The sequence below is a fragment of the Pseudarcicella hirudinis genome, from assembly GCF_900115665.1.
Lineage (GTDB): Bacteria > Bacteroidota > Bacteroidia > Cytophagales > Spirosomataceae > Pseudarcicella > Pseudarcicella hirudinis.
Map to the genome: position 1 here is coordinate 198,399 of NZ_FOXH01000005.1, position 24,543 is coordinate 222,941.

The following is a 24,543-nucleotide window of genomic DNA, read 5'->3' on the forward strand; positions in this document are numbered from 1 at the left end:
CAATTCTGTACGGAGTGGACATACTAAAAAGGCCAACTTAAAAAGACGGCCTTTAAATACTCTATTCCTTACTTTGTTTTCTTTAAATTATACTATTTTGCAGTTAGTGTTTTACTAACGTTAAAGGGAAGGCAGAGTGCGTTGCATCCACAATCAACATGTTGTAAGGTTATTGTTTTATCGGAATAGCAATTATTTTGTGTGAAAATCCGAACAGTATAAGAAACAGACCCTATTGGATTAGTTATATTCTGAAGAATAATGCCGTCTTGCGGAACAGAGGAAGCTGTATTAAAATCTTTGGTGCCGTTATAAACTGATCCCTCAATTATATCATATCTGTCAGCAGGATTACCGGCATTTACAATGCTGATGGTGGCATTGTTTAAAGAATTTCCACCATTGCAGCCTCCCTGAAAAATCGCCAGATTAAATGCGGGAGCTGATCTGCGAATAATCTGAACCGTATCCGACGAAGTACAACCGTCCTGAGACAAAGAAAATCTGTAAATGCCATCGATATTCATTCCCGAAACCTGGCCATCCGGAGTAATTGCCGGATTTGAGCCGGAAGGATTTAAGACCATATTCCAGGTCTGTCCCGCTGTAGGATTCGGTAGTTTTGCAGTTTCGGATGGGGAACAAACCGCTAAGTCCGGTCCACCATCCGGTACTGTAATTACATTCACCAATACCGAAGCGCTCTTTTCACAGGCATCATAACTTATTATACTGATATCATCCAAAGCAAAATCATTCCCTGCATCTCCGCCATTAGGGTCGTTAATTGCAAAAGTGGCTGTCGTATTAATTCCGGAATCCCAGATATATTCAAAGTCGATCCATGTTCCCTGATAATAAGTAGTAAGGTTATTTGCCGGGATTACATTCTGCCCGTTAACGGAGGCGGCAATCTCAGGGGGCGTACCGCTTATTGAAGTATTTAAGACTGAAAAAGCAAATCTGTACCTGGAATTGGGCTTTACAGGAATCGTTTTATACCAGACTCTGCTATTCCCATTCGTAGCTCCATTCGCTAAAAGGACATATCCGGATGAGGTCTGAGTTGTATGGTCTTTTACCCCACTTGGAACAAATTCATTATTGGGCAACTTAATGATAGAAAATTTTCCGTTAACGGTAAGATCAGTCTCAGGATTATTGTCTCCTGTAAAAGTATAATCTGAAGAAAAATCATCATTGGAACTATCAAAACCACTATTACTGAAAAGATTTGATCCCGATGCATTTAAGGCATAAACGGTAACGCTATAAGTACCGCTTTTTGCATTGGTGGCATTATTTATAACTGGATTTTGCTCGAAAGAGCTAAAATTATCCGGTCCGGTCCAGGCATACTTATCACCTCCGGAAGAAGTTAACTCTATGCTTGTATTCAAACATACTGCATTGGATCTGGCTCCTGCCGCAGGCTTTAAATCACAAATGAATCCTATGTCAAAACTGTGGTTATTTTCACCTTTATTTCCCGTAACCAGGTTAACAATATAACTTCCGTTACTTGCTACAGCATCATTATCGGTTAAGATATCTGAGTTATCCGATATTTTAGTCAAAGCATAACTGGTAAGTCTTGTTTGGCTTCCGGTTATTCTGATCTGATACGCAGTGTTGGCTTTTAATCCTTCCGGCACATTAGAATCATTGAAATAATACTGTCCGTAAATGCCGGAAATAGTCGTTCCCACTTTGGTATTTCCTTCGTAAAGATCAAGTGTCACGCCTTCGAGTCCGCTTTCACCCGGATCCTGAAATCCATTATTATTTGAATCAATCCAGATTCTGTTTCCGATTTCAATCGGAGGATTACCACATTGCATCAGCAGTTCTATGTCCCCCAGACTGGCCGATTTCCCAAAAGAAGCCACGGTTTTATTGGAAGGCAATATTTCAATCATCCCAACTCCCTGGCCCGAGGTATTGTCATACATCCGAACCCCGTTTGTCCAGAAATATATGGGGTCAACCATGTTGGTTATTACTTCATTACTTCCTTTTAAAACGGCAATTCCTCCAAGACTGGTTTCCTGATGAAGCAACATATCATCCTGAAAATAGAATTCACCGCCACCCGGCCCCTGATTATTATCTTTACCTCCCGTAGCAGGTCCACCGCAGACAGAAGCGTTATTTTCTAAAATATACGTTCCGTCAGGCCCGCATGGTCCTGCCACGAGCAGATCCCCTACTCCCTGAGTCCGGATTAATGAAGAGGAAGTAAATATCGGATCCGGAATATAATTTCTGTTACCAATCTGATCAGCCGTTCTGTCTTTGATTCCTAACAGCATGTTATCATGGTCATCAAATTCGATATCTGTCAGCCACGGTTGAGGATACAATCTGGTACCTACTGTATCTGCACCAATCTGGTTTTGAAAGGGAGTACTGAAATAATCACTTTTCCAGGGATACCAGTGTGAACTAAATGGTGTTCCGGTAAAACTTTCTCCTTTTTTGTAAGTAAATGGTATTTCAAGGACTTTTTTAAAGCCAAGTTCATCAAAACTATTATTTCCGCCACCAAAATCCTGAGGAGTCATTTCGTATACAATTCCCTTCATACCGGTAGTATCCGGAGCGATGCTTTCATTGGTACAGGTTACTCCCACATATATTTTGCCTTTGTAAAACTTCAGGGCAAAAGGTCTTGAGTCGGCTCCGGTGGGAGTTGGAATGTCATACCGATTATATTTCGTCGGAACAGAGGCGGGAATGCCAACCGGGAACTCATATAACTTTTTCTCAAAAACGTTAACCACATATAAAATCGAACCGTCTTCAGAAAAATCAATCCCTCCTAATCCGGTTTTACCTATCCATTTATACGTCTCTGAATCATAGTTTGCAACGAGCATATCTTTGTCCAGACCTGCGTGCGGATCTGTTCCCGCAGAAATAGCCGGATCTATATTGCTCAGTTTAAAATAATTGCCAGTGGTTTGAGTTTTATAGTCACTGATATAAAGACCATCGATCCCCAGAGGCCCCAAACCTGCATGTCGCTTGACGAAGGCCGCAGAAACCAGTTTGTTACTTTCTTTCTGAAAGGCAAGTCCCCACACCACCCCGATTTCTTTTTGTCTGGCCAGAACAGTTTTAACCGGATTGAATCCTGAATGATAAGGCAGGTAAATTAAGGCTGGTTCTTCACCCGCAGTGCCTCCTCCCAGAGGGTCACCATTTACATATACAGGAACAGCAAAATCCGGATCAGATTTGCAGTAATCATTCTGCGGATTATAGATTCCCAGATTTGCAATTCCGGTGTTTCCGGCAATAAATTGAAGAGAAGTACCATTTCCGGGCCCTGAAAATCCCGGAAAAAAACCTGAAGGAATATTACTGAAAACAACCTTAAACGGCCCTGTAAAAGAAGATGTAATAGCATAAGATCCATCTGCAGCACTATTTGCAGTTCCGGTTACGGATCCCGTGGCATCATATACATTAACGGTTACTCCTGACACAGAAGGTTCTCCTCCATCTTTGATGCCATTTGCATTATAATCCTGAAAAACCATTCCTGAGATTTTCGAAACCTGGGCATGGGTTTCTCCTGAGAATAAAGAAATTATAATCAGGGTTATTATTTTAATGCATTTTCTGAAATCTGTTAATGCTGGTGTGCTCATTATATCCTGCTCTAATAACGGTATCACTTACCCGATAATCTGAGTAATCCCTGCATGATAATCTGTCCTGATAAATATAACACATGTAAAACCAGCCTATGAGAGCATACAACCCTCACAGTCAATTATTTACCAGCCAAAACATCTTTTTTTTGCAAGATTACTTTCTGAAATTGATTACTGAAGGTTTTGGGAGAAATTACTCCGGAATAGTGGCCTTAATCAATTCAGAGTATCTATTGACAAAATTTATGCCAATCATTATTTACAGGGTTTGATCAGAAAATATCAATGATTTTTTATATGAAATAATGGTTAAATCTATTTTATCAGAACATGAAATACGATTAAGTAAAACAAAAAAGCCCAACGTCACAGACGCCGAGCTTTCTGAATTATAATCCTTACTTTGTTTTATTTTTAAATATTTTAGAACGTAAACAATCTGTCACGAAAGATTCTTTCCTTCATGTAAACCACCTACCCTGTTTCCCGAAATTGATTTGAATCTGCAATATAGTATATTTGTCTGAAATGCAAATATTTGCCATTAATTTCTTAATTTTTATTTGTTGAAATACGAAATAAAAAGCTGCATTTTGGAGTTCTATCCATGCTAAATTATCGTAATTTTACGAAACTCTTACATTTTGTCCCCGTCTTTTACTCAATAATAAAGCATTAGTATTTCTTTTGTTAAAAATATACATAACTTTGCCTATAGACATTATAGAATAAAACCATAAACCAATTTACAATCTCATGAATTTCGAAACACTCCAATTACACGCAGGGCAAGAAGTTGATCCAACCACAAATTCCAGAGCAGTACCTGTTTATCAGACAACCGCTTATCAGTTTAAAAATTCAGAGCATGGTGCAAATTTGTTTGCGTTAAAGGAATTCGGGAATATTTACACCCGGATTATGAACCCGACCAATGATGTTTTTGAAAAGCGTATAGCAGCACTGGAAGGTGGCGTAGCAGCACTTGCGGTTTCTTCAGGACATGCTGCCCAATTCGTTGCCATTAATAATATTACAACAGTTGGTGACAATTTTGTAACAACTTCTTTTCTTTACGGAGGTTCTTATAACCAGTTTAAAAACTCTTTCAGAAATATCGGGGTGGAAGCACGTTTTGCTGACGGCGATAAAGTAGAATCGTTTGAGGCTCTGATTGATGAAAAAACCAAAGCGATTTATCTGGAAACCATCGGAAACCCTGGTTTCAATGTACCTGATTTTGAAGCTTTTGCCAAACTGGCTCAAAAATATGATCTTCCTTTGATCGTCGATAATACTTTTGGTGCTGGCGGAGCTATCTGCAAGCCGATTCAGTTCGGAGCCAATATCATTGTAGAATCTGCTACAAAATGGATCGGAGGACATGGAACAACAATGGGCGGAGTGATTGTTGATGCCGGAACTTATAACTGGGGCAATGGCAAATTCCCGCAGTTTACAGAACCTTCACCAAGTTATCATGGTTTGGTTTTAAATGATGTCTTCGGACTAAATGGTCCTTTTGGCAATATTCAGTTTATTATCAGAGCAAGAGTGGAAGGTTTACGCGATTGGGGGCCTTCACAAAGTCCGTTTAATTCATTCCTGTTGCTGCAAGGTCTGGAAACACTTAGCCTGAGAGTAGAAAGAATCGGAGAAAATGCGCTGAACCTTACCAAATGGCTTCAGTCACATCCGGAAGTTGAAAGTGTTAATTACCCGGGTCTCGAAACCAGTCCATACCACGAATTAGCTAAAAAGTATCTTACAAGAGCATTTGGCGGAGTTTTCTCTTTCAAACTAAAAGGTGATAAGGCCAGAGCTGAAAAATTTGTCAATAGCCTTAAACTTATCAGCCATCTGGCGAATGTGGGAGATGCCAAAACACTCATTATTCACCCTGCTTCAACAACCCATTCGCAGCTTTCTGAAAAAGAACAGATTTCAGCAGGTGTTGATCCGAGTTCTCTCAGAATTTCGGTAGGAATTGAACACATTGATGACATAAAAGCCGACATTGAGCAGGCTTTCGCTCAATTGTAGTTTTCATGAAAAAGAAGCGTTTCTTACGTTTTCTTCATATAAAAAGCGGTCGGAATTATTACGTTCCGACCGCTTTTTTAGTATCCTGTAAAATTGTTTCTATTCCATTCCTTCCAGCAAATCCGGTCTTCTGGTCCTGGTTCTTTCAATAGCCTGGCTAAAACGCCAGTCTGTAATTTTGGCTTCGTGCCCCGACAAAAGAATTTCCGGAACCTTTGAACCTTCAAATTCTGCAGGTCTGGTATAAACCGGCGGAGCCAGTAAATTATCCTGAAACGAATCGGTCAGAGCAGAAGTCTCATCATTCAAAACACCTGGCAATAACCTGATAATTGCGTCAGCACAAACTGCCGCAGCCAGTTCTCCTCCGGAAAGCACATAATCTCCGATTGAAATCTCTCTGGTAATAAATAAATCTCTAACCCGCTGATCCACACCTTTATAATGTCCGCAAAGAAAGATCAGATTTCCACCCAATGACAATTGATTAGCAATTCTCTGGTTAAATGTTTCACCATCGGGAGTCATATAAATCACCTCATCATAGGTTCTCTCACTTTGCAAAGCTCTGATACAACGGGCAATCGGTTCTATTCCTAAAACCATTCCTGCCCCTCCGCCAAAGGCATAATCATCAACCTGTCTGTGCTTATTGACAGAATAATCTCTCAGATCATGTAAAACAACCTCAACATGTCCTGCCTCCTGCCCTCTTTTCAGAATTGAATGGGCAAAAAAGCTTTCCATTAACTTAGGTACTACCGAAATTATATCTATCCGCATGATTATTATTCTCTATTCAGAAAGGTAAACATCAATCAACCCATCAGGTAAATCAACATTCAATATTTTTTGTGCTTTATCTGCAGAAAGTACAATACTGTCAGAAACCGGAATTAAGACTTCTTTAGACTGATAATCCATTGAAACCAAATCCTGCACCTGCATTGAATAAACCGTATTCACGGTTCCTAAAACACCTAGTTTTTTATCAACTACCTGAAAACCAACAATTTCATGGTAATAAAACTGATCTTTTTCCAAATCAGGAAGTACGTCCAAAGGAAGATACAGACTTGCTCCAAGCAGGGCTTCCGCTTTTTCGAAAGTATCAACATCTTCAAACTGCACAATAGTCTGATTAGGGCGAATCAGTATTTTCTGAACAAAATAGGGAACGAGTTCGCCCTTAATGTCGACAAAAACACTTTCAAGGTCTTCATATTCATCCGGGAAGTCAACATCCAGCCAGATATTTACTTCACCTTTTATTCCATGAGTTTTGGTAATTCTACCTAACTCATAACATTCGTTTTTAGTCATAATTCAAAACAGAATTGTAAAATCAAATCAGAATACGAGTGTGATTTTTAAACAGAAATTGTCAGAAACAAAAAATGATACAAACCCGTTATTAAAACTGATTTGTACCATTCCTTGTTAAAATCTATCTGATTACTCAGCAGCTTCTTCTGCAGCAGGAGCTTCCGCTTCAGCAGCAACTTCCTCAACAGCAGGAGCTTCTTCTTCTACTACATTTTTCTTTGCAATAGCTTCAGCACGAGCCGCAGAAACTTTAGCTTCCGCCTCTAATCTTGCTTTTTTATCAGCATCTTTCTTAGCTACTACGCTATCCGCTTTTCCACTGATTTTAGCATCTTTTGTTGACTTCCATTCGTTGAATTTAGCGTCAGCAGCTTCTTGAGTAATAGCACCTTTGTTAACACCTACCTGTAAATGTTTTTTCAACAAAACACCTCTGTATGACAAAATAGCTTTTACAGTATCAGTTGGTTGAGCACCATTCATCACCCAAGTAAATGCTTTATCATCATTAATATTGATTGTCGCAGGGTTTGTATTAGGATTGTAAGTTCCCAATTTCTCAATGAAACGACCGTCACGGGGAGCTCTTGCATCCGAAACAACTACATCGAACATTGCTAATTTCTTACGTCCACGACGTGCTAATCTGATTTTTACAGCCATTTTCTGTGTTTATTTGTGAAGGAACCCGTCCTTCGGTTGTTATGGTATTACTGAATTAGGGTGCAAAGGTACAAAAAATCTTCACAATTAACAATGATGCCCTAATAATTTTTATTTATTACCGGGACTTTCTCTGAGAGGACTGAAATCTGCCTTATCGGATTGGCTGCTTCCGGGCATAGGTCAGAGATTTCCAAAGCCATTCCAGAGGCCCGAGTCTGAAATTTCTGAGCCATATATTGCTCCATATCAGTTGAATAATCCAAACTGATAATACCACCAGATATAATTCATATCGCTGAAGTTTGCCGAAATACCCTAAGCCATATCCATAAAAAAACAAAGTACAAAGCACACTTTGCATCAGATAATTGGTAAAAGCCATTTGTCCGACAGAAGACAAAACTTTAGCAAATCCTTTAAACCAACCCGATTTAAAAATCAGCATCAGCAAACCTACATGACCGGCAGTAATAAACAGGCGTCGGGGTTCATACGTAGCACTTACGGTATCAATCGTATTAAGATCGATAAAGGCTACCGCATCCCGGAAAAAGGACAGTTCCTGAAATGCCACAAAAATACCCATCGGAATCCCGATGCCATAGCCAATTAACATAAGCCAGAGATATTCTTTTGTTTTTAATTTACCGGAAAATACTCCGATTTTCATCAGACCCATTCCGATAAGCATCATACCGATGCAATCCCAGAAGGTTTCATTATAAAATTCAGAGGATTGAAGTTCCTGATTTAATTTAAAACAAAAACCAAAAATTGTTCCGTAACCGGATAACATGAGGGCATCATTTTCTTTTATTTTTTTGGGATCAAACCTGGTGCTTTTCTCAAATTCTTCCCACTTCTGTACTGATTGCTTCTGTTTTTCACTGAGCTTCTTTCCGGTCTTTTGCAATTTCTGCGTTTCCACGTATTCTCTTCTCAGTTCCTTACGTTCCTGAAATTCCATTTGAGACTGAACAACATCCTTGCACAGAAACAAAACACCGCAGATGATTAAATAAACCGGTTTCATTTTACGGAAAGGAAAAAGAAACAAACCGCAAATGGCATAAGCATATAAAATATCTCCCGGCCACAGTAAAATATAAGCGTTAATTAACCCAAAAACCAACAGCCACAGTAAACGTCGGTAATATACATCTGCAACAGAAAGACCCTCCGTTTCTTTTTTCGAAGTAAGTAATATCACACTAGCCCCAAATAACATTGAAAATAATCCCCGCATTTTCCCTTCAAAAACAACCGTTATCACCCACCAGACCCAATAATTGATTCCTGAAGTTCCTCCGTAAATGACCGGATTTTCAACATATTCATGAAAATAACCAAAACTCTCAATATTCATCAGCAGTATTCCCAAAAGTGCTACCCCCCGAATCATATCGATTGACTGAATCCTCTCTGTTTTTTCAATTGGCCACAATGAGGCCTGACCTTGCTGCATAAAAATGGTAAGTTAAATTAATTATAGCATAACATCGTTTAATGAGTATTACTGTTTTCCTGTACAGAATGTCTTATTTCTTCAGGAATTTATCGAAAAAAGCACTGGATGCTTTATAGGCTTCCAGCCAGTTCCGATGCAGTAAAAAGCTATGCACTTCATCCGGAAATACAATCTGCTCGAAATAAACATGATTCTTTCTCAAAGCCTCCGCCAGCGTTACAGATTCCGAAAACGGCACATTTCTGTCATCATCTCCATGAATCAGTAAAACAGGGGATTTCCAGGTATTTACAAAAGGCAGGGGTGAAGATTGATAGGCAATTTTAGCCCATTCCTGTCTTTTATTGGCGTCATAAGAAGGTATAAAGTTTTTAACAACTACATTCCAGTCATGAACGCCATGCAAATCAACTCCTGCGGCAAATAAATCAGAAGCTTTTGCCAGTCCCAATGCTGTCAGATACCCTCCGTAAGAACCTCCCCATAATCCGATTTTAGTGCCGTCAACATCTTCACGGTTTTTCAGAAACAACCCTGCTCCCACTACGTCATTATATTCACTCGCTCCTGTAGCACCATAATTCAGCGCCTCTCTGAATTCCATGCCGTATCCTATTCCTGATCTGTAATTAACCATTAAAACCACATATCCTTTGCTGGCAAGGTATTGATTCATCGCATAAGCTTTGTGATAATATTCTCCATAATTAAACCCCAGTAACATCTGCCTTCTTGATCCTCCGTGGAAGAATATTGCCGCAGGGTGTTTTTCCCCGTTTTTATGGTTTCCAGGCAGGAAAAGCTGTCCGTGTATTTTCATTCCATCTGTTGCCGTTAAAATCACAGCCTGAGGCTGCACAAGTTGCGAAGAGGGAAATTCTGAGGGAATCAATTCAGGAGAAAGGTCTTTTATTGCACCGGATTTAGCAAGAACAGCCGGACGAGCCGGAACGGTTGCGTCGGAACGAAGAAAAACAATCTGATTGTCAGCCATCTGAACCGGAGACCATTCTATTCCCCGCCCGGGAGTGAGTAGTTTAGGATTTCCCCCTGCGGCAGCGACCTGCCAGATATGACGTCGGTTTATATCGCCGATATTTCCGTTATAAATGATGGTTTTCTTATCTGCTGAAAGACCTGCATATTCTACTTCCCCCTCATTAGGTGTTAAGAGACGGGCTTCTCCCCCGTTGCCGCTAATTGAGTACAGATGATGCCAACCGTCCCCTTCATAACCAAAAACCAGGTAATTATCCGCAGTCCAGAACAAATGATTTTCAGCTACCAATGCTCCTGTAAAAAAGGCACTTCCTTTTCCTTCTTTAGCTTTCCAGATTTCTCTTCCTTTTCCGGTCTCAACATCTGCCACCCGGATCGACCAGGGATTTGACTCTCTTTCAGGCCCGAATATCAGGGCGTCTTTAGAAAACGGAACACGGATAAAGGCTACCGATTTGCCATCAGGAGACCAGACCGGATCTGTATCTCCATCCACACTGGGGTCTAAAAATCTGATACTCTTTGTATTAAAATCATAAATCCCTGCAAAACTATGATCTCCTCTCCCACTGATAAATGCTATCTGCTGTCCATCAGGCGACCAGCGAATACTATTTTGTGTTCCTCTGGATTGAAATAATTTCACACCGGCTTTGGAACCATCCATAGGCACAGTCCAGACTTGTCCGGCCGATAAATAGACCAGAACATCTCCTTTAGGCGAAATTTTAGGATAAAAACCCTGAGCCAGCTTTTTCAGGTTTTTTCCATCCGTTCCGATTACATAAATAGCACGGTCAATACCTTCCTGAGTCTGAGTCGGATTAGGTATCTCACCGCTCGAATTACTGGCACCTCCTCTCAGGAAGATGACAGAATTACCATCCGGGGTAAAAGCCAGACTATTTATTTCCTGTCCGTTGTCACCTTCATAAGCCGTTAATTGTCTGGCCTTAAAATCAGGTCCTTCAGCTATAAAGACATTTCTTGACCCTTGCTGGTTAAAAACCCAGACAATCTTGTTTCCGGAAGGGGAAGCTTTCAGCTCTGTCGGGAAAGGTGAATTGAGAATTTGTTCCAGTGAAAATTGTGCAAATACTTGTAGAGACAGCAGTAATAAACAGAGCGAAGTACAGATTTTTTTCATAGATAGCTTTAGTTATTTTGCCGGAAAACTTTCAATAATCCTGATAATGGAATCATCAGACTCCCTTCCGGCAATAAATTTGATAATTTAGGTTGATGAGATAACTTTTCATAAATATAGCAATTTGAGGCTATAAAACTTCCTGAGTTTTAGATTTGCAACCTTTTAATGCTGGATATTATCATTCCTTAATCCATGGTCTGTGACACGCAGAGCATAAATTCAAAAGGCAAATGGTCTGTGAGCCATGGACCACGGTGAAGGGATCTACGGATTACAAATGAATAATTTGTCTCTGACATGGTAAACCAGAAAGAGTAAGGACTGAGAAAAAATATAAAATGAAGATAATCTGTACAAACCCTGTCCGTAGAGCCCTGCGGAACTCTACGGATTGCAAATGAATAAATTGTCTCTGACACGGTAAATCAGGAAGAGTAAGGACTGAGAAAAAAATGATAAAATGAAATTAATGGGTACTCCCCGTGTCACAGACACTCTTTCCATAGATTATCAGTAGTCAAAAAGACTACGGACAGAGTTGGGTGGTCCGTGCGCCACGGACCATGGTGAAGTGATTTCTCAAAAAAATAGCACAAACTTTAGCCATTTGAATCTGGAAAAAGTTTGTGCTAAAAATAAAATAAGTCTATAAGCCGAATTCTGTCTACCCGAAGATAGTCTTATCATTTATCTCGAACAGTAGTCACCTACTGCCTCTATCAACCTACCCGCTGACTTCGGGCGAGCAGCCCTTTTACAGTAATTTCTTACTGAGCAATCAGCCTATTTGGTCTTTCAACGCATGAGGTTTACCTATGCCTCTGCTGTCACCAGCCGAGCGGTAGGCTCTTACTCTACCTTTTCACCCTTACCCTCTCAGCAAGCCAAAAGGGCGGTAATTTTCTGTGGCACTGTCTGTTACAAAACCGTCACCAGTTAAGTACCTTCCCGTTAGGAAGCATGATGCTCTGTGTTGTTCGGACTTTCCTCCCCTGCAAGCAAAGGCGATAAGACGACTTATTTCTGCAAAATTACACATTTTACAGGCAGTAATCAAGACCAAGCCGGTTTCATTTATGACAGGTCTTCGGCTGACACTAACCAATTGTAAGCTAAACGCTTATTAATCAAGTCCGTCAACCTGCAAATTCAATTTACCTTTTGCCAGAATTACGGCAATGATTGAATTTGGCGTCAGATACACTTTATCAGGTGATAGTTCTTCTATTTTGCCATTCAATACAATTCCTTTTGCCACTTTATTGTTGCTCAGGTTAGCCTGAATCTGCTTCTTTATTTCGTCAATCTGGCCACCCATCTGGAAAGTAAGTGCTTCTTTCATATTCCGGCCAAGTTTACCCTGCAAGATCCAGTTAGCAGTTCGGATCAGGATATTCTTGGTTTCAAGATCATAATCAAAATTTTCAAGATACACTGTTTTATTGGCAGGATTATAAGCCGGAATGCCTTTGTAATAAATATTCCCGTTTAAACTCCCTTTTAAACCTGCTTTAATAATCATCTTGTCCTGATTTCCGTAAATATCAACTCCGGTAACCTCTACATTGTATTTACCTTCTTTGAAAGAAAACTTTTGCCCAACCAAAGTATCTGCGGTAAGTTTCGTGGCTTCGGTCAGAGAAATATCAGAGATGATAGCGACCTGAAAATCTTCCGGAACGCTTGGTACAGGCTTTAAATCAGGAATGGCACTTACGTTCTGCACAACAGGTTTTCCGCCCGTTATTGTTTCTGTATAGGCATGAATCCCGATCGTGGCTTTCACTTTATTGTTTACCGTGGTAATAGGAGTCATTACCAGATCAACCGGAGTCACTTTCAACCAGGTACGATATTTTTCTGAAAGTAAATAAGGCTGAGAAGCAGTATTCCAGGCTTGAATTACATATTTCTTGATTTCTACGTTTTTACGGACTGCTTCATCCAACGACTTTAAAATAGCATCCTGTTTTGAATTAAGTGCTTTTTCTACCAAAACACCTACCGGAATATCAACTCCCGCCAGACGGATTGTCGGTTTTTTCACCCATTCATAACCAATCGGGTAACTTTTTACATTGGCTTCCCAGTTAGGTGAAATGCTGAACTGAGAACCAAATTTTACATTCATTTCGAAGTTCAGCTCCTGCGCCGGAATAGAAATCCCCATCACTTTATAACCAACCTTCACCCAGATTTTCAAAGGCACATTGAATACAAAAGATTGATTTTCAGCTGTTACAGAGATATTTTGTTTTTTGGTAACCCGACACATAAAATTGTCGAAGTTATTATCATCCATGCTGTTATCTTCAAAAATCAATTCTTTAACATTGTTGTTGATTTGTTTTTCAACATCTGTCATTGATATTTCGAAAGGAACACTGATTGTTGAGAGATACTTTTCCACTTGCTTTCCGTTATAACTATAAGCTTCTTTCGGGGCTTTCGGGTCGGTGATTTGGGTTGTTGAATTTTTCGAACTTGCACAACTCTGCAATATCAGCGCGGCAATTGAGAAAATTAATAGATTTTTCATTTGAGTTGAAACACGATTTCCGGAATCGTGATACATGGATTATTATTTAATTTTTATTTTAGTGGCTCCGTATCCGAATTTCTCTTTCTGAGTGTCTTCAAAAAACTTTACATTCTTGTGTTTAGAGAGTTTTTTATGCAATTCTGTTCTCAAAACGCCATTTCCAATGCCATGAATAAACGTAATTTCATCCATTCCGTTGGCAATAGCAGCTTCAAATTGTTTTTCAAAGGTTTCCAGTTGCAGATTCAACATCTGGGTATTACTCATTGAAAGAAAATCTTTCGTCAAAACCTCAATGTGCAAATCCACACTCGGGGAAGGTTTTGGCAAATTTACTTTTGTTTCATTTACCTGAGTATCAAACATCTTTTCGATAATTTTCTCAGGTTCAATTTTCAAAGGTCTGGCAGCTTTACTTTCTTCTGCATCCAGCTGATAGACATAAGCATCTTTGGCTAAAATCGGAGCTTTCTGCTTATTATTAAAAAAGGTATTGGCTCTGAATTTAATCTTTTTAATCAAAGGTTCTCTCAGCGACATAAAAGCCAGTCTGTAATAGAAAGCCTGGAAAACAAATGTTCCCCATTCTTCAAATTCTTTAACCAGAAAATCCTGTACTTTCAAGGTAGTTTTAGGCTTCAAAGTACCAGAAGCCAGGCCTTTATGATGCGGGTCTGTTCCTACCGATAACATAAACGGTAAATCCCAATCTGTATTGTTAACCAGATGTAAAGATAATTCCCTGTCATTTACCACTACAAAAGCCATATAAATGCCTTTATTGGCAACAATCTCCGGGCCGGAAGTTCTTTGTGTCCCCCATTCCTGTTGTCTTTGAGGCTCAAATCTGTTAGGTTCAGGTGCTTTAAAAACCTGTGCTTCCACTGAAGAAACAACAGATAGTTCAGAACGCTGAACCGGAATTTTAAATCCGTCTTCTATTTCAACCTCAACAATATTTCCCTGTAAAATTCTGGTAATTACCCCCTGCTCTATCCCATGAGTGAGCCTTACTTTATCCCCGATATTCATTTCTTCTCTAAATTTTGTTAACCGGATTCTATCCGGTTACAAAGTTATTGATAAAATTCTGCGGGAAGGGAAAAGAGTTTGAAATGTTTTCAATTTGAAGATTAAGTTTTGAAAAGCAGGGAAACTGGTATTTTCCTGTACTTCATTTGTTCAAAACCCCTGAAATCTGCTGAAATTCTAGAAATATAAACCGTGAAAGATAAAACCTCCTTTTGAATTATATTCCAGGGTTGGGGCGGGAATTTTAATCTGATCCAGAATAAAAATCAGGGTATTCAATAACCTGGATTTTGTTTTGAAATGCTGAAGATTTACATCAAGTGCAAGATAATACTGACGATAAGGAGCATAACCTTCGGCGATACTTTTGACAGGGTCTGCATTAACCATATTCTCTACCCCATAGCCTGCGGCGATATTCAGCCACTTGGGAAACTTACTTCCTTTCGGTAAAAATTTGTAAATATTTGCTGAAAACCAATAGGTCTGTCCGTTATAATCTTTTAACCATTCTTCGTTCCAGGAAGAACCCAGTTTGTTAGGATATAATTTAGCATAACTGGTATGATGAAAGGACCATTTTGGCTGAATCCGCGTTTCTCCCCATAATAATTCCTGCCCCAGAAAAAGCCCCGGCCCCACAACATTAGCGGCCATATCTCCCAAAGAAAAGCCATACTCACTTTGAAAGCCATCTAAAATCTCAATAGTCGTCATGAAAGCCGCCCCTGAAACTGCACCGTAAACAGCTGATTTTTTCCTTGATAATCCTGTCCATAAAAAACCCTGATTACTGACGCGGCAAAGGTTATAGGCCGTATAAAGATGTCCTAATTTATCTATCTGAAGCCATTCATAATTATCATCAAAAAAATGAAAAGCGGAAGTTTTATCACCATACCAGGCCGAACCTAAACCTGCCAAAGTTCCGACATAACCTACTGATTCGCCGATTATAAATCCCCTGAGTCTTTTTGCATTAAGTTTTGTCTGAGTGCTGTCTGACTGGGCTGCACAATCCGGTACCTGTGCATAAAAAAATAACAAAACACCGATTAAATACTTATTAAAATTAAAACTGCACCTCATTGTTATGGTTTGGTTGCTAAATGATTTTACCTAAATTTGTTTAGAGAAGAAAGACTTCAGAAATAATTGTCCATCAAAGGTAGAACGAACTAATCCAAATATTAAACATAAAAATTTCTGTTATGAAAAAAAGAATAGCCCTGCTCCTTTTAATGAGTACTTTACTACTGGTTCCCAAAGATACAAATGCATGGGGTCTGCTTGGCCACCGGATAATAGGACAGATTGCAGATAAATACCTGAGCAAAAAGGCCAAAAAAGAAATCCGGAAGCTTTTAGGTAATGAATCAATCGCCATGGCAAGTAACTGGCCCGATTTTATTAAGTCTGACCCTTCTTTCAACTACCTTAACAGCTGGCATTATGTTAATCTTCCTTCCGGGCTTTCTAAGGAAGATGTTATTAAATACCTTGAAACCGACACTATTCCGAATATTTACAACCGTATCAAAATGCTGGCGGTTGATATGAAAAATCCTAATACTTCCCAACAGCAGAAGATTATGGACTTAAGGTTAATTATTCACTTTATGGGAGATTTACACCAACCGATGCATACTGCCAGAAAAGAAGATTTAGGTGGAAATCAGATTAAACTAATGTGGTTTAATGAAAACTCAAACCTCCATAAAGTATGGGATGAAAACCTGATCGATTATCAGCAGCTGAGTTATACAGAATATTCAAATACCCTGGCTTTTGCTACCCCTGAACAAATTAAAGAATGGCAGGGAACCAGTGTTCAGGAAAGTATTTATGAATCTTACCAGATTTGTGAGAAATTGTATACTGAAATCAGGCCGAATGATAAATTGAGTTATAAATACAATTTTGACCATATTGGTATTGTAGAAAGCCAATTGCTGAAAGGCGGGGTCAGATTAGCAAAATTCCTTAACGATATTTTCGAATAAGCCTCAAAAAACATGAAGCGCAGGATTGAGTCCTGCGCTTCATGTTTTTAATAACTTCCGTTATACTTCCTCAATACCCATTCCAGACTGAGTAATCCGAGAATCAGGAAAAACAACCATCTCAGGTTTATCAGCTCTTTCAGATCTTCTGTTGCATCAATTCTATCCGGAATCTTATGATTCAAAATGGCCTGTTGTACGTTTTCAAATTGATTAATCTGATAAAACTTTGCTCCAGTAGCAGCTGAAAGCTGACGCAAGGCATCAAAATCCGCCCGGGTATTCATGGTTTCTATTTGTAAATCCTTAATGACGAATTCCCCTGAAGCACTTTCCTGTTTCCCTGAAACCGTTGCTCCTGCTTTGAATCTGTAAATTCCCTGAGGTAAACCACTGATTTCAAACTTAGCATTTTCCTGACTTGTAGTGAACGTGTAATTTCGGCTGCTTCCCTTTTCATCCTTTATTTCCAGTTTTACAGGAATATCGTACTGTTTTTCATAAATACCGTTATAAATTTCGGTCTCGAAAACAACCTTTTCTCCTAATAAAATCTCAGAATTAACCGGATATACCCTCAGTTTCCGTTTGTCATCCTTGGCAGAAATATATTGGATTACTTTCAAAAACAGTTCATCAGCAACTTCCTGTTTTTCAGTTAGCTGAAATTCTTCAAGCCGCCACGACCAAAGACCTTCTCCGGCAAAAATCGCTGATTTTTTAGCTCCGGTATTTACTGCGAAGAGTGGCTTTTGGGTAGCGAGATTTCCAACTTTCTGATAAAGTAAGACTTCCGTTCCGGGTAAAATTTTATATTCTCCGAAAGGAACAGAAATCTGTGGAAATTTCTTAATCAGTTCCATCCGGTCTGCCTCAAAATTCAAAAACCGGAAATTATTATTAAAAATCCCGGTTACTTTATCAGATTGTCCGGCATTGGAGTTAATCTGCATTACCTGATTAAGCTGATTCAGATAAGTTGTCCCGGATTGGTTTCCCAGAACAAAAAGACAAGGTAATCCGTTGTTTATTAATGGTTTGAAGACATTTGCGTAAGAATTAAAAGCATCCGGTAACTGGTGTAAAATAAGGAGATCATATGATTTTCCTGATAAATCCGGATTAGGATTTTGTGTTAAAATCCGGATATCCAGTTCATAATTATCATTCTTTTCAATAATACTCTTCAATGCTTTCAAATCAGGATGAGGTGCCAGTGCCAGTAAGAGGATTTTCTCTTTTCCGTCAATCACTTCCAGATACACATCCTGCCGGTTATTTCTGGTTGTAAATTCTCCGGAAACCGGTTCAATTTCTACCACAAAATGCTGTACGCCTACCTGCGAGGCTGTAGTATTAAATGTCAGCGTTTTTACATCATCATTCTGCTTGAAAAAAACCTGTTGTTTTTCAAGTATTTTTCCGCCCTGTTTTAAAAAAACAGTAGCATTATGTCCAGAAAATCCAAACGAAGAAACATCTGCCTGAATCGGAAATTTATTCCCTAAATAGGCAATTTTATTAGCATAAACAGCTTTAAGCAATAAGTCCTTTTTCTGAACAGTATCACCCAAACCAATGGTATGTACCTGGAAATTGTATTTCTCTGAACCCGGAGCAATTCCCTCATTTGAAATACCATCTGAAACCAGGACGACATCCACTAAATTCTGTCCTTCGAAATTATTTTTAACTTTATTAATTAAACCGGAAAGGTCTGTGATTTTCTTGCTAAACTTCAGGTTATCAATATTTTCAGGAGCCTCATCATCCAGACTTGCGAAGGAAACCTCAAAATCTTTATCTTCCAGATCCTTTTTAAGCTGAGTAAGTCCGGAAGTTGCCAGAGACAGGTTTTTCTTACCCGCCACCAGCATAGACTGGGAATTGTCGATGGCTAAAACGACGGTTTTCCTGATTATATCCTGTTTAATCTGACGAATCAGGAAATTAAGTAAAAGAAGCGAAGTAATGCTGACTGCGAGAAATCTGAGGAACGTCAGGGAATACAGAAGTCGTTTATTCCAGGAATTAGAATTTTTCTGATATAGAACGTATGCATAAATTGCACCGGTCAATAGACAAATAGGTACCAGCCAGGGCGAGGATTGTAAGAGGAAATCTACTTTCATAAACTCAAAGACAATGAACAATTTATATGTTTTCAGTTATCAGTTATTCTAACAGTTAATTTAACAATTCATAACAGTTTATTAACGCTGTAAGGACCGAATTATTAAAATAGCAGGAAAATCGTTCGAAAACAAAGAATAACCGATAACTGTTCACATCAGACGAATCTGAATCTAGGTAAGTATACCTCCATCAACCTGAAGTACCTGTCCTGTAATATAACGGGACATATCTGATGCTAAGAAAACACAGGCATCAGCCACTTCTTCCGGTTGGCCGCCTCTTCTCAATGGAATTGTTTTTTTCCATTCTTCAGTGGTAGCAGCGTCCAGTTCTCCTGTCATTTCCGTTTCGATGAATCCCGGAGCTACAGCATTTGAACGAATATTTCTTGAACCTAATTCCAGCGCTACAGATTTGGTAAAACCAATAATCCCTGCTTTAGAAGCAGCATAATTGGATTGTCCTGCATTTCCGCGAATCCCTACTACTGACGTTAAGTTAATGATTGAGCCACTTTTGGCTTTCATCATTGGCTTGGTTGCAGCCTTGGTTAAATTAAATACAGATTTTAAGTTTACCTGAAGAACAGTATCCCATTGTTCTTCGGTCATTCTCATCAAAAGACCGTCCTTCGTGATACCTGCATTGTTAATTAATACATCAATTGTGCCAAAATCTGCCACAACGGAATTAACCAACTCTTCAGCTTGCTTAAAATCAGAGGCATCTGAGCGATAACCCTTTGCTTTTACACCTAAAGCTGCCAATTCAGCTTCAAGAGCCTGACCTTTTTCTACAGAAGATAAATACGTGAAAGCGACTGATGCACCTTCCTGAGCTAATTTGAAAGCAATTGACCGACCAATTCCCCGGGAAGCACCGGTGACCAATGCTACTTTGTTTTGTAATAAAGCCATTTGTGTATTTTTTTTACATTATCGGGTAATTGAATGACCTGCAAGGATATTTGCCGGCGTTCATTCAGAGATTACCCATACTAAAAACTTAAAAAGTTTAGTTTTTTAATTGTTCAAAATTAGTTGAAAAAGTCCAGATATTGAGAAAATATTAAACTTTACTGGAACAATCCTTATTTTTGAGCAGCTTTGCATTTATGAATTGTTGACATTGATAATGAAGAATATTTTCTGCTTACTGATTTCTGTTTTTTTACTTTCTCAAAACCTGGCTTTCGCTCAAACACCGGACAGTACAAATACCAGCAGCCCGCAGGCCTTGCCGGATTCTGTTCAAATTGATCCGGATGACCAGAACTTTCCTTCCACTGATAGCTTACCCCAACTTCCCAGATTGTTTTACAACCTTGGGCTGGATGGCAATTTCAGCTCCGGAAATTTAAACCGTAAGCTTTTTGGTACCAGATTTACAGTCAATTATGAAAATCCTGCATCAATTGTGGGCTTTTTCACTTCTCCTAAATTTCAGATCGGTTCTACTAATGACCAGCTTCAGGAAAGAGAATTGTTTGCAGATTTAAACAGTACCCTTTTCTATACACAAAGTGATTTATACGGATTGGTTTTTGGTTCTTATGAACAAAGCAACCTTAGAAAGATCAATTACAGATGGATGACAGGTATAGGATTAGGGTTTAGAATTCTGGGAGGAAAAAAGTACCCTGATACCAGGATTTCAATGAATATCAGCAATGCTTTTCTGCATGAGGTGACGGATTTCTATACCAGTCAGGATAAAAATGTCTGGAGAAATTCCACCAGATTCAGGGTAAAAGCTGAGATTGTTAAAGAAAAACTCTTTGTCCAGAATACCACATTTTTTCAGCCTTCCTTAGGTGAGGCCTATCTGCGGTGGAACTCTTTTTCTCAAATCTCCTACAAATTAGGGAAACATGTTGCCTTCACTCTGACTTTCGAAAACACTTATGAGAGCATAAATGTGGAGGGCGTCAGCAATGCTCAGACGAATCTTACATTCGGGTTAAATTACAGTTCATCTAATTAAATCAGCCCTTGATATCATTAAAATTCAAATTGGTTTAAACACACGCTGACATTCCAGCCAGATTATGCTTAAAAGCCAGGGCGCTTTTCCGATATTTTTCCTATTGTTTGTTAAACTTAATTACGCCATGTGAATGATCTGTGGCCACATTCAAAAGGTAATTTCCCAAAGGAAGTTTCTTTATATCCAATTTCAGGCTTTCTCCTTGCTTGTCTATCTTAATACTACTTTCCAGGTAAAGTTTTCCGGTTAAATCAAGGATGGAAAGTTCCAGATTTCCTGCCGTTTTTTCCGGAAATGAAATGTTCAGATAATCAGAAACCGGATTAGGAAAGACTTTTATCTGTTGTTCTTTTTCCTCCTCAATTCCGGTAACCAATGCCTGAGGTGCTTTCCACGGAACCAGATCACTTTCAGGTTTTGCAAGTGGCTGAGTTGTGAGAATATGAAATTCTCCCGGTTTGAAAATAAACCTGATTCCGGTATTGTCAACAGGAATTTCTGTACCGGTAAAATAGTCATACCATTTGCCCGCTGAAGGAAAAACGTTAGAAAAAGAACGGTCTTCAAGGTCAAAATTGCCGACAATACTTACTTTCATCGAAGCATGGTTTAAAATAATCTGTTTTTGAAAACCGCTAAGCGATAATTCAAAATCAGTAGTATTAAAAGCAGGCTGGCTGAGTTTCAGATTGTTTAAAGCTGCAAAAACCTTATATAGTTTCGCTCTTTGAGGATCCTTGGTATATTCCCATCTCAAAGGTTTCCTGCCTGTTCTGCCATTTTCATCAATTGAAACATCATATCCCAGCTCTCCAAACTGCCAGATCATTTTCGGCCCGGGTACTCCTAAGAAAAAAACTGCATTTGATTTCATTTTTTCAAGTGCATTGGTCAGATTTCTCGCATCGTAGTTTTGGGTAGTCTGACCATTTTTCAAGGCATCAAACATCAGTCTTTCCTCGTCATGACTTTCCATATATCCAATCAAATTCGGATTTCTGAACCCTCTGGATTTATATGACATTCTTGAAAAATCTCCGTTATATCCTTTTGCTGTACTTCTGTAGTCCCCGTTCAGATTTCCCCAGACCATCATTCCGTAGTCAGTTAAAACCTGTTCCTCTTTATCTTCTGAGAAAAGCTCAAGAATTACATATGCACTTGCATCTGTAGCTCTTATTTTATCATAATAATTTTTCCAGATGTTAATCCGGCTTTGATCATAAAGTCTGAAAAAACCATCATCTGAAGACGTTTTCTGCGTAAAACCTTTAGCCAGATCAAATCTGAAGCCATCAAAACGATATTCCTTCAGCCAAAAGTCATTAACACGCTGAACATAGTCTTTGGTAGCCTGACTTTCATGGTTAAAATCAAAAAATACGCTGAAAGGATGAGGAGCCGTCTGGTTAAAAAACGGAGAATCTGCGGAAGGTTTACTGCCATCCCAATACATTTTCACATAAGGAAACTCATAATCGGCCTGGTTTAAAACCATATCAAGTACTACCGCAATTCCATTTTCATGACATTTATCGATAAATTGCTTTAAGTCGTTTTTCGTACCATATGCTTTATCAGGAGCAAAATAAAAAACCGGATTGTAACCCCAGGAATCATTCCCGGTAAATTCCATTACCGGCATCAGCTCAATACAATTGATCCCGAGTTTTTTCAGATAAGGTAAGGTATCTGTTACAGTTTTATAACGCTGATCGGCCACAAAATCCCGAACAAGAAGCTCATAAACAATCAGATTATCCTGCTTTGGTCTGACAAAATTATTTACCTTCCAGGAATAAGCAGTCTGACCGGTTTGCAGAATCGAAGCTATTGATTTTACATTCGCAGGAAGTTTTTTCAGATTTGGATAGGTCGTTTCCGGAATATATTTATCGTTATCCGGATCAAGTATTTTCTCAGCATAAGGATCGCCTACTGTAATATTTCCATCTATCAGGTATTGATAAGCATATTCCTGACCTTTAATCAGATTGGAAATCTCAATCCAGAAACGTTTCCCATCCGGCGTTTTATTCATCAGAAATCCGGAATCTGTTTTCCAGTCATTGAAATCGCCGATAACATAAATAAATTCCTTTAAAGGGGCAAAAAGCACTAAAATCACTTTGGAATCAGAAATATAGTTTATTCCGTCCTTTAGCCCTTCAGGTACCGTGAGAATCTGGTTAGTGGGTTTTACCGTAAGCATAATTTCATCGTAAGCTGTTTCATTTAAACGGTTTACTGCCGTAATTCTGACCGTAATCTGAGTTCCTTCCGCTATTTGTCCCAGTTCCCTGAATACGGTAATATTCTGTGAAAATACTTTAGCCGAATCCGGGATTCCGATTGTTTTTCTACTCAATATTCCGGTCTTTTTATCAGTCCATAAGAAGTCAAACTTTAACTTGGCAGTCTGGCTGGTATTTCCTTCGAACAATATTGAGGAATTTCCATCGATATACAAGGATTTTGTAACCGGTTTTGAAAAAGATACATATAATTTATTTTCTTCCAAAAGCGTCAGGAACAGATCTTCAGTCTGCGCTTTCCCGTCTCCGCTCTTCAGCAAAAGTCCGAGTTTTCTTATGGGTTTACTATCCGGTACATTAAAATACTTCCTCGGATTGATTGTGATGCTCCATAAATCATTTCCTAAATAAGTCATTTTACCGGGTTCAAAAGGTTTGGAAAAATCATTTTGCCCGGATGGCTGGTATTCGAATGCAGGCCCACTGTCTGTGGTACCTGCACCCGACCAAAGAAAAACATCATCCTTTTTTCCAAGCAAATTCAAGGCTCTTCCATCTGAAGCTTTTTTAAGATCAAATGTAATCGTCAGGTTTTGTCCTGCGGTTGGCAAAGAGGGATCAGTAGTAATCACCTGTGCCCAAAGGGGGCATATTCTCACCCAAATCAGGAAAAAAAGGAATAGAGTTTTTCTCATAAAACTAAAGGAAAATGGTTAATGGTCGGCGAATATAATGCTTAAAATTATTTACAAAAAGCAAAAAATATAAATTTTTGCACTTTAACTAGAAAATTAACCAGAAACCTGTCAGAAAAACGAATAAATCAGAAGTTTTAAGACTATAATTTATCCGCTTATTCCTATTTTATGAAAAATATTTTTTATCAATATAATACAATGCTAAACTATGCTACAATACACTACTATACTATGCTATTCTAAAAAAGTAAAATTTCATATCCGGAGTTTTATTTAACATACAATAACCTTATAATCAATTATTTACGCATAAAAAAATAGCTTTATTTTTCGATTAAAAAATTGAACCAGCACAGTTACAAATCACTCTTCTTAATTCTTGCAAATATTCTAAATACTACAATATTAGATTTGTTAAATTTTCAAGATATCATCAGTCAACACCGGAATAAAACTTTCTCGGCAAAGAATTGCACAAAAGGAATTTGTAAATTTATTTTGTGACATTATTTTCCTGAAAAATTATATTATTCCCATTCAATATTTTACTTTTTCAAGATTAAATCGGTTATATATT

At 38.7% G+C, this 24,543-nt stretch carries 15 protein-coding genes and 1 other RNA gene; 3 read left to right on the plus strand and 13 right to left on the minus strand.

What is annotated here, in order from left to right; translation table 11 throughout:
- Nucleotides 1–92 precede the first annotated feature (92 nt).
- Nucleotides 93–3,656: an SdrD B-like domain-containing protein gene (locus tag BM179_RS10820; RefSeq protein WP_092016629.1), complete on the minus strand. Its 3,564-nt coding sequence runs from the start codon at nucleotides 3,654–3,656 to the stop codon at nucleotides 93–95.
- A 762-nt stretch (nucleotides 3,657–4,418) separates the two neighbouring features.
- On the opposite strand from BM179_RS10820, the gene BM179_RS10825 reads away from it, so the two are divergent.
- Nucleotides 4,419–5,705, plus strand: a complete 1,287-nt coding sequence (locus BM179_RS10825; protein WP_092016632.1) for an O-acetylhomoserine aminocarboxypropyltransferase/cysteine synthase family protein — start codon at nucleotides 4,419–4,421, stop codon at nucleotides 5,703–5,705.
- A gap of 99 nt (nucleotides 5,706–5,804) precedes the next feature.
- Here the strand turns inward: BM179_RS10825 and trmD are convergent, their stop codons facing one another.
- The 9 genes from trmD to BM179_RS10870 form a co-directional block, all read right to left on the minus strand.
- On the minus strand, nucleotides 5,805–6,488 hold the full coding sequence (gene trmD, locus BM179_RS10830; RefSeq protein WP_092016634.1) for a tRNA (guanosine(37)-N1)-methyltransferase TrmD: 684 nt from the start codon (nucleotides 6,486–6,488) through the stop codon (nucleotides 5,805–5,807).
- Nucleotides 6,489–6,500: 12 nt separating this feature from the next.
- Nucleotides 6,501–7,028, minus strand: a complete 528-nt coding sequence (rimM, locus tag BM179_RS10835) for a ribosome maturation factor RimM (RefSeq protein ID WP_092016637.1) — start codon at nucleotides 7,026–7,028, stop codon at nucleotides 6,501–6,503.
- A 132-nt stretch (nucleotides 7,029–7,160) separates the two neighbouring features.
- Nucleotides 7,161–7,694 carry a 30S ribosomal protein S16 gene (locus BM179_RS10840; protein WP_092016639.1) on the minus strand — a complete coding sequence of 178 codons (534 nt, stop codon included), beginning with the start codon at nucleotides 7,692–7,694 and terminating at the stop codon, nucleotides 7,161–7,163.
- A 154-nt stretch (nucleotides 7,695–7,848) separates the two neighbouring features.
- Nucleotides 7,849–9,162 carry a DUF418 domain-containing protein gene (locus tag BM179_RS10845; protein ID WP_092016642.1) on the minus strand — a complete coding sequence of 438 codons (1,314 nt, stop codon included), beginning with the start codon at nucleotides 9,160–9,162 and terminating at the stop codon, nucleotides 7,849–7,851.
- Nucleotides 9,163–9,235: 73 nt separating this feature from the next.
- Nucleotides 9,236–11,311: a S9 family peptidase gene (locus BM179_RS10850; RefSeq protein WP_092016644.1), complete on the minus strand. Its 2,076-nt coding sequence runs from the start codon at nucleotides 11,309–11,311 to the stop codon at nucleotides 9,236–9,238.
- Between the two features lie 636 nt (nucleotides 11,312–11,947).
- An RNA gene (rnpB, locus tag BM179_RS10855) (RNase P RNA component class A) lies at nucleotides 11,948–12,338 on the minus strand.
- Nucleotides 12,339–12,437: 99 nt separating this feature from the next.
- A complete protein-coding gene (locus BM179_RS10860; RefSeq protein WP_177219361.1) occupies nucleotides 12,438–13,853 on the minus strand; it encodes a DUF4403 family protein in 1,416 nt (471 codons plus the stop codon).
- A gap of 42 nt (nucleotides 13,854–13,895) precedes the next feature.
- Nucleotides 13,896–14,888: a Smr/MutS family protein gene (locus BM179_RS10865; protein ID WP_092016648.1), complete on the minus strand. Its 993-nt coding sequence runs from the start codon at nucleotides 14,886–14,888 to the stop codon at nucleotides 13,896–13,898.
- A 177-nt stretch (nucleotides 14,889–15,065) separates the two neighbouring features.
- Complete coding sequence (locus BM179_RS10870; RefSeq protein WP_092016650.1) at nucleotides 15,066–15,977, minus strand: DUF2279 domain-containing protein; 912 nt, start codon at nucleotides 15,975–15,977, stop codon at nucleotides 15,066–15,068.
- A 122-nt stretch (nucleotides 15,978–16,099) separates the two neighbouring features.
- On the opposite strand from BM179_RS10870, the gene BM179_RS10875 reads away from it, so the two are divergent.
- A complete protein-coding gene (locus BM179_RS10875; RefSeq protein ID WP_092016652.1) occupies nucleotides 16,100–16,891 on the plus strand; it encodes a S1/P1 nuclease in 792 nt (263 codons plus the stop codon).
- Between the two features lie 47 nt (nucleotides 16,892–16,938).
- Here the strand turns inward: BM179_RS10875 and BM179_RS10880 are convergent, their stop codons facing one another.
- A complete protein-coding gene (locus tag BM179_RS10880) occupies nucleotides 16,939–19,023 on the minus strand; it encodes a vWA domain-containing protein (protein ID WP_092016654.1) in 2,085 nt (694 codons plus the stop codon).
- A 174-nt stretch (nucleotides 19,024–19,197) separates the two neighbouring features.
- Nucleotides 19,198–19,944: a 3-oxoacyl-[acyl-carrier-protein] reductase gene (fabG, locus tag BM179_RS10885; RefSeq protein WP_092016656.1), complete on the minus strand. Its 747-nt coding sequence runs from the start codon at nucleotides 19,942–19,944 to the stop codon at nucleotides 19,198–19,200.
- Nucleotides 19,945–20,161: 217 nt separating this feature from the next.
- Between fabG and BM179_RS10890 the strand changes: the two genes are divergently transcribed.
- Nucleotides 20,162–21,010 (plus strand): DUF481 domain-containing protein, encoded by an 849-nt coding sequence (locus tag BM179_RS10890; protein ID WP_092016658.1) that lies wholly within the window; start codon nucleotides 20,162–20,164, stop codon nucleotides 21,008–21,010.
- A gap of 100 nt (nucleotides 21,011–21,110) precedes the next feature.
- Here the strand turns inward: BM179_RS10890 and BM179_RS10895 are convergent, their stop codons facing one another.
- Complete coding sequence (locus tag BM179_RS10895) at nucleotides 21,111–23,963, minus strand: alpha-amylase family glycosyl hydrolase (protein ID WP_092016660.1); 2,853 nt, start codon at nucleotides 23,961–23,963, stop codon at nucleotides 21,111–21,113.
- Nucleotides 23,964–24,543: the final 580 nt, after the last annotated feature.

Bases quoted from the DNA above. Each gene is read 5' to 3' on its own strand.
- BM179_RS10820 (WP_092016629.1), bottom strand. From the start codon at position 3,656: ATGAGCACACCAGCATTAACAGATTTCAGAAAATGCATTAAAATAATA.
- BM179_RS10825 (WP_092016632.1), top strand. From the start codon at position 4,419: ATGAATTTCGAAACACTCCAATTACACGCAGGGCAAGAAGTTGATCCA.
- trmD (WP_092016634.1), bottom strand. From the start codon at position 6,488: ATGCGGATAGATATAATTTCGGTAGTACCTAAGTTAATGGAAAGCTTT.
- rimM (WP_092016637.1), bottom strand. From the start codon at position 7,028: ATGACTAAAAACGAATGTTATGAGTTAGGTAGAATTACCAAAACTCAT.
- BM179_RS10840 (WP_092016639.1), bottom strand. From the start codon at position 7,694: ATGGCTGTAAAAATCAGATTAGCACGTCGTGGACGTAAGAAATTAGCA.
- BM179_RS10845 (WP_092016642.1), bottom strand. From the start codon at position 9,162: ATGCAGCAAGGTCAGGCCTCATTGTGGCCAATTGAAAAAACAGAGAGG.
- BM179_RS10850 (WP_092016644.1), bottom strand. From the start codon at position 11,311: ATGAAAAAAATCTGTACTTCGCTCTGTTTATTACTGCTGTCTCTACAA.
- BM179_RS10860 (WP_177219361.1), bottom strand. From the start codon at position 13,853: ATGAAAAATCTATTAATTTTCTCAATTGCCGCGCTGATATTGCAGAGT.
- BM179_RS10865 (WP_092016648.1), bottom strand. From the start codon at position 14,888: ATGAATATCGGGGATAAAGTAAGGCTCACTCATGGGATAGAGCAGGGG.
- BM179_RS10870 (WP_092016650.1), bottom strand. From the start codon at position 15,977: ATGAGGTGCAGTTTTAATTTTAATAAGTATTTAATCGGTGTTTTGTTA.
- BM179_RS10875 (WP_092016652.1), top strand. From the start codon at position 16,100: ATGAAAAAAAGAATAGCCCTGCTCCTTTTAATGAGTACTTTACTACTG.
- BM179_RS10880 (WP_092016654.1), bottom strand. From the start codon at position 19,023: ATGAAAGTAGATTTCCTCTTACAATCCTCGCCCTGGCTGGTACCTATT.
- fabG (WP_092016656.1), bottom strand. From the start codon at position 19,944: ATGGCTTTATTACAAAACAAAGTAGCATTGGTCACCGGTGCTTCCCGG.
- BM179_RS10890 (WP_092016658.1), top strand. From the start codon at position 20,162: ATGAAGAATATTTTCTGCTTACTGATTTCTGTTTTTTTACTTTCTCAA.
- BM179_RS10895 (WP_092016660.1), bottom strand. From the start codon at position 23,963: ATGAGAAAAACTCTATTCCTTTTTTTCCTGATTTGGGTGAGAATATGC.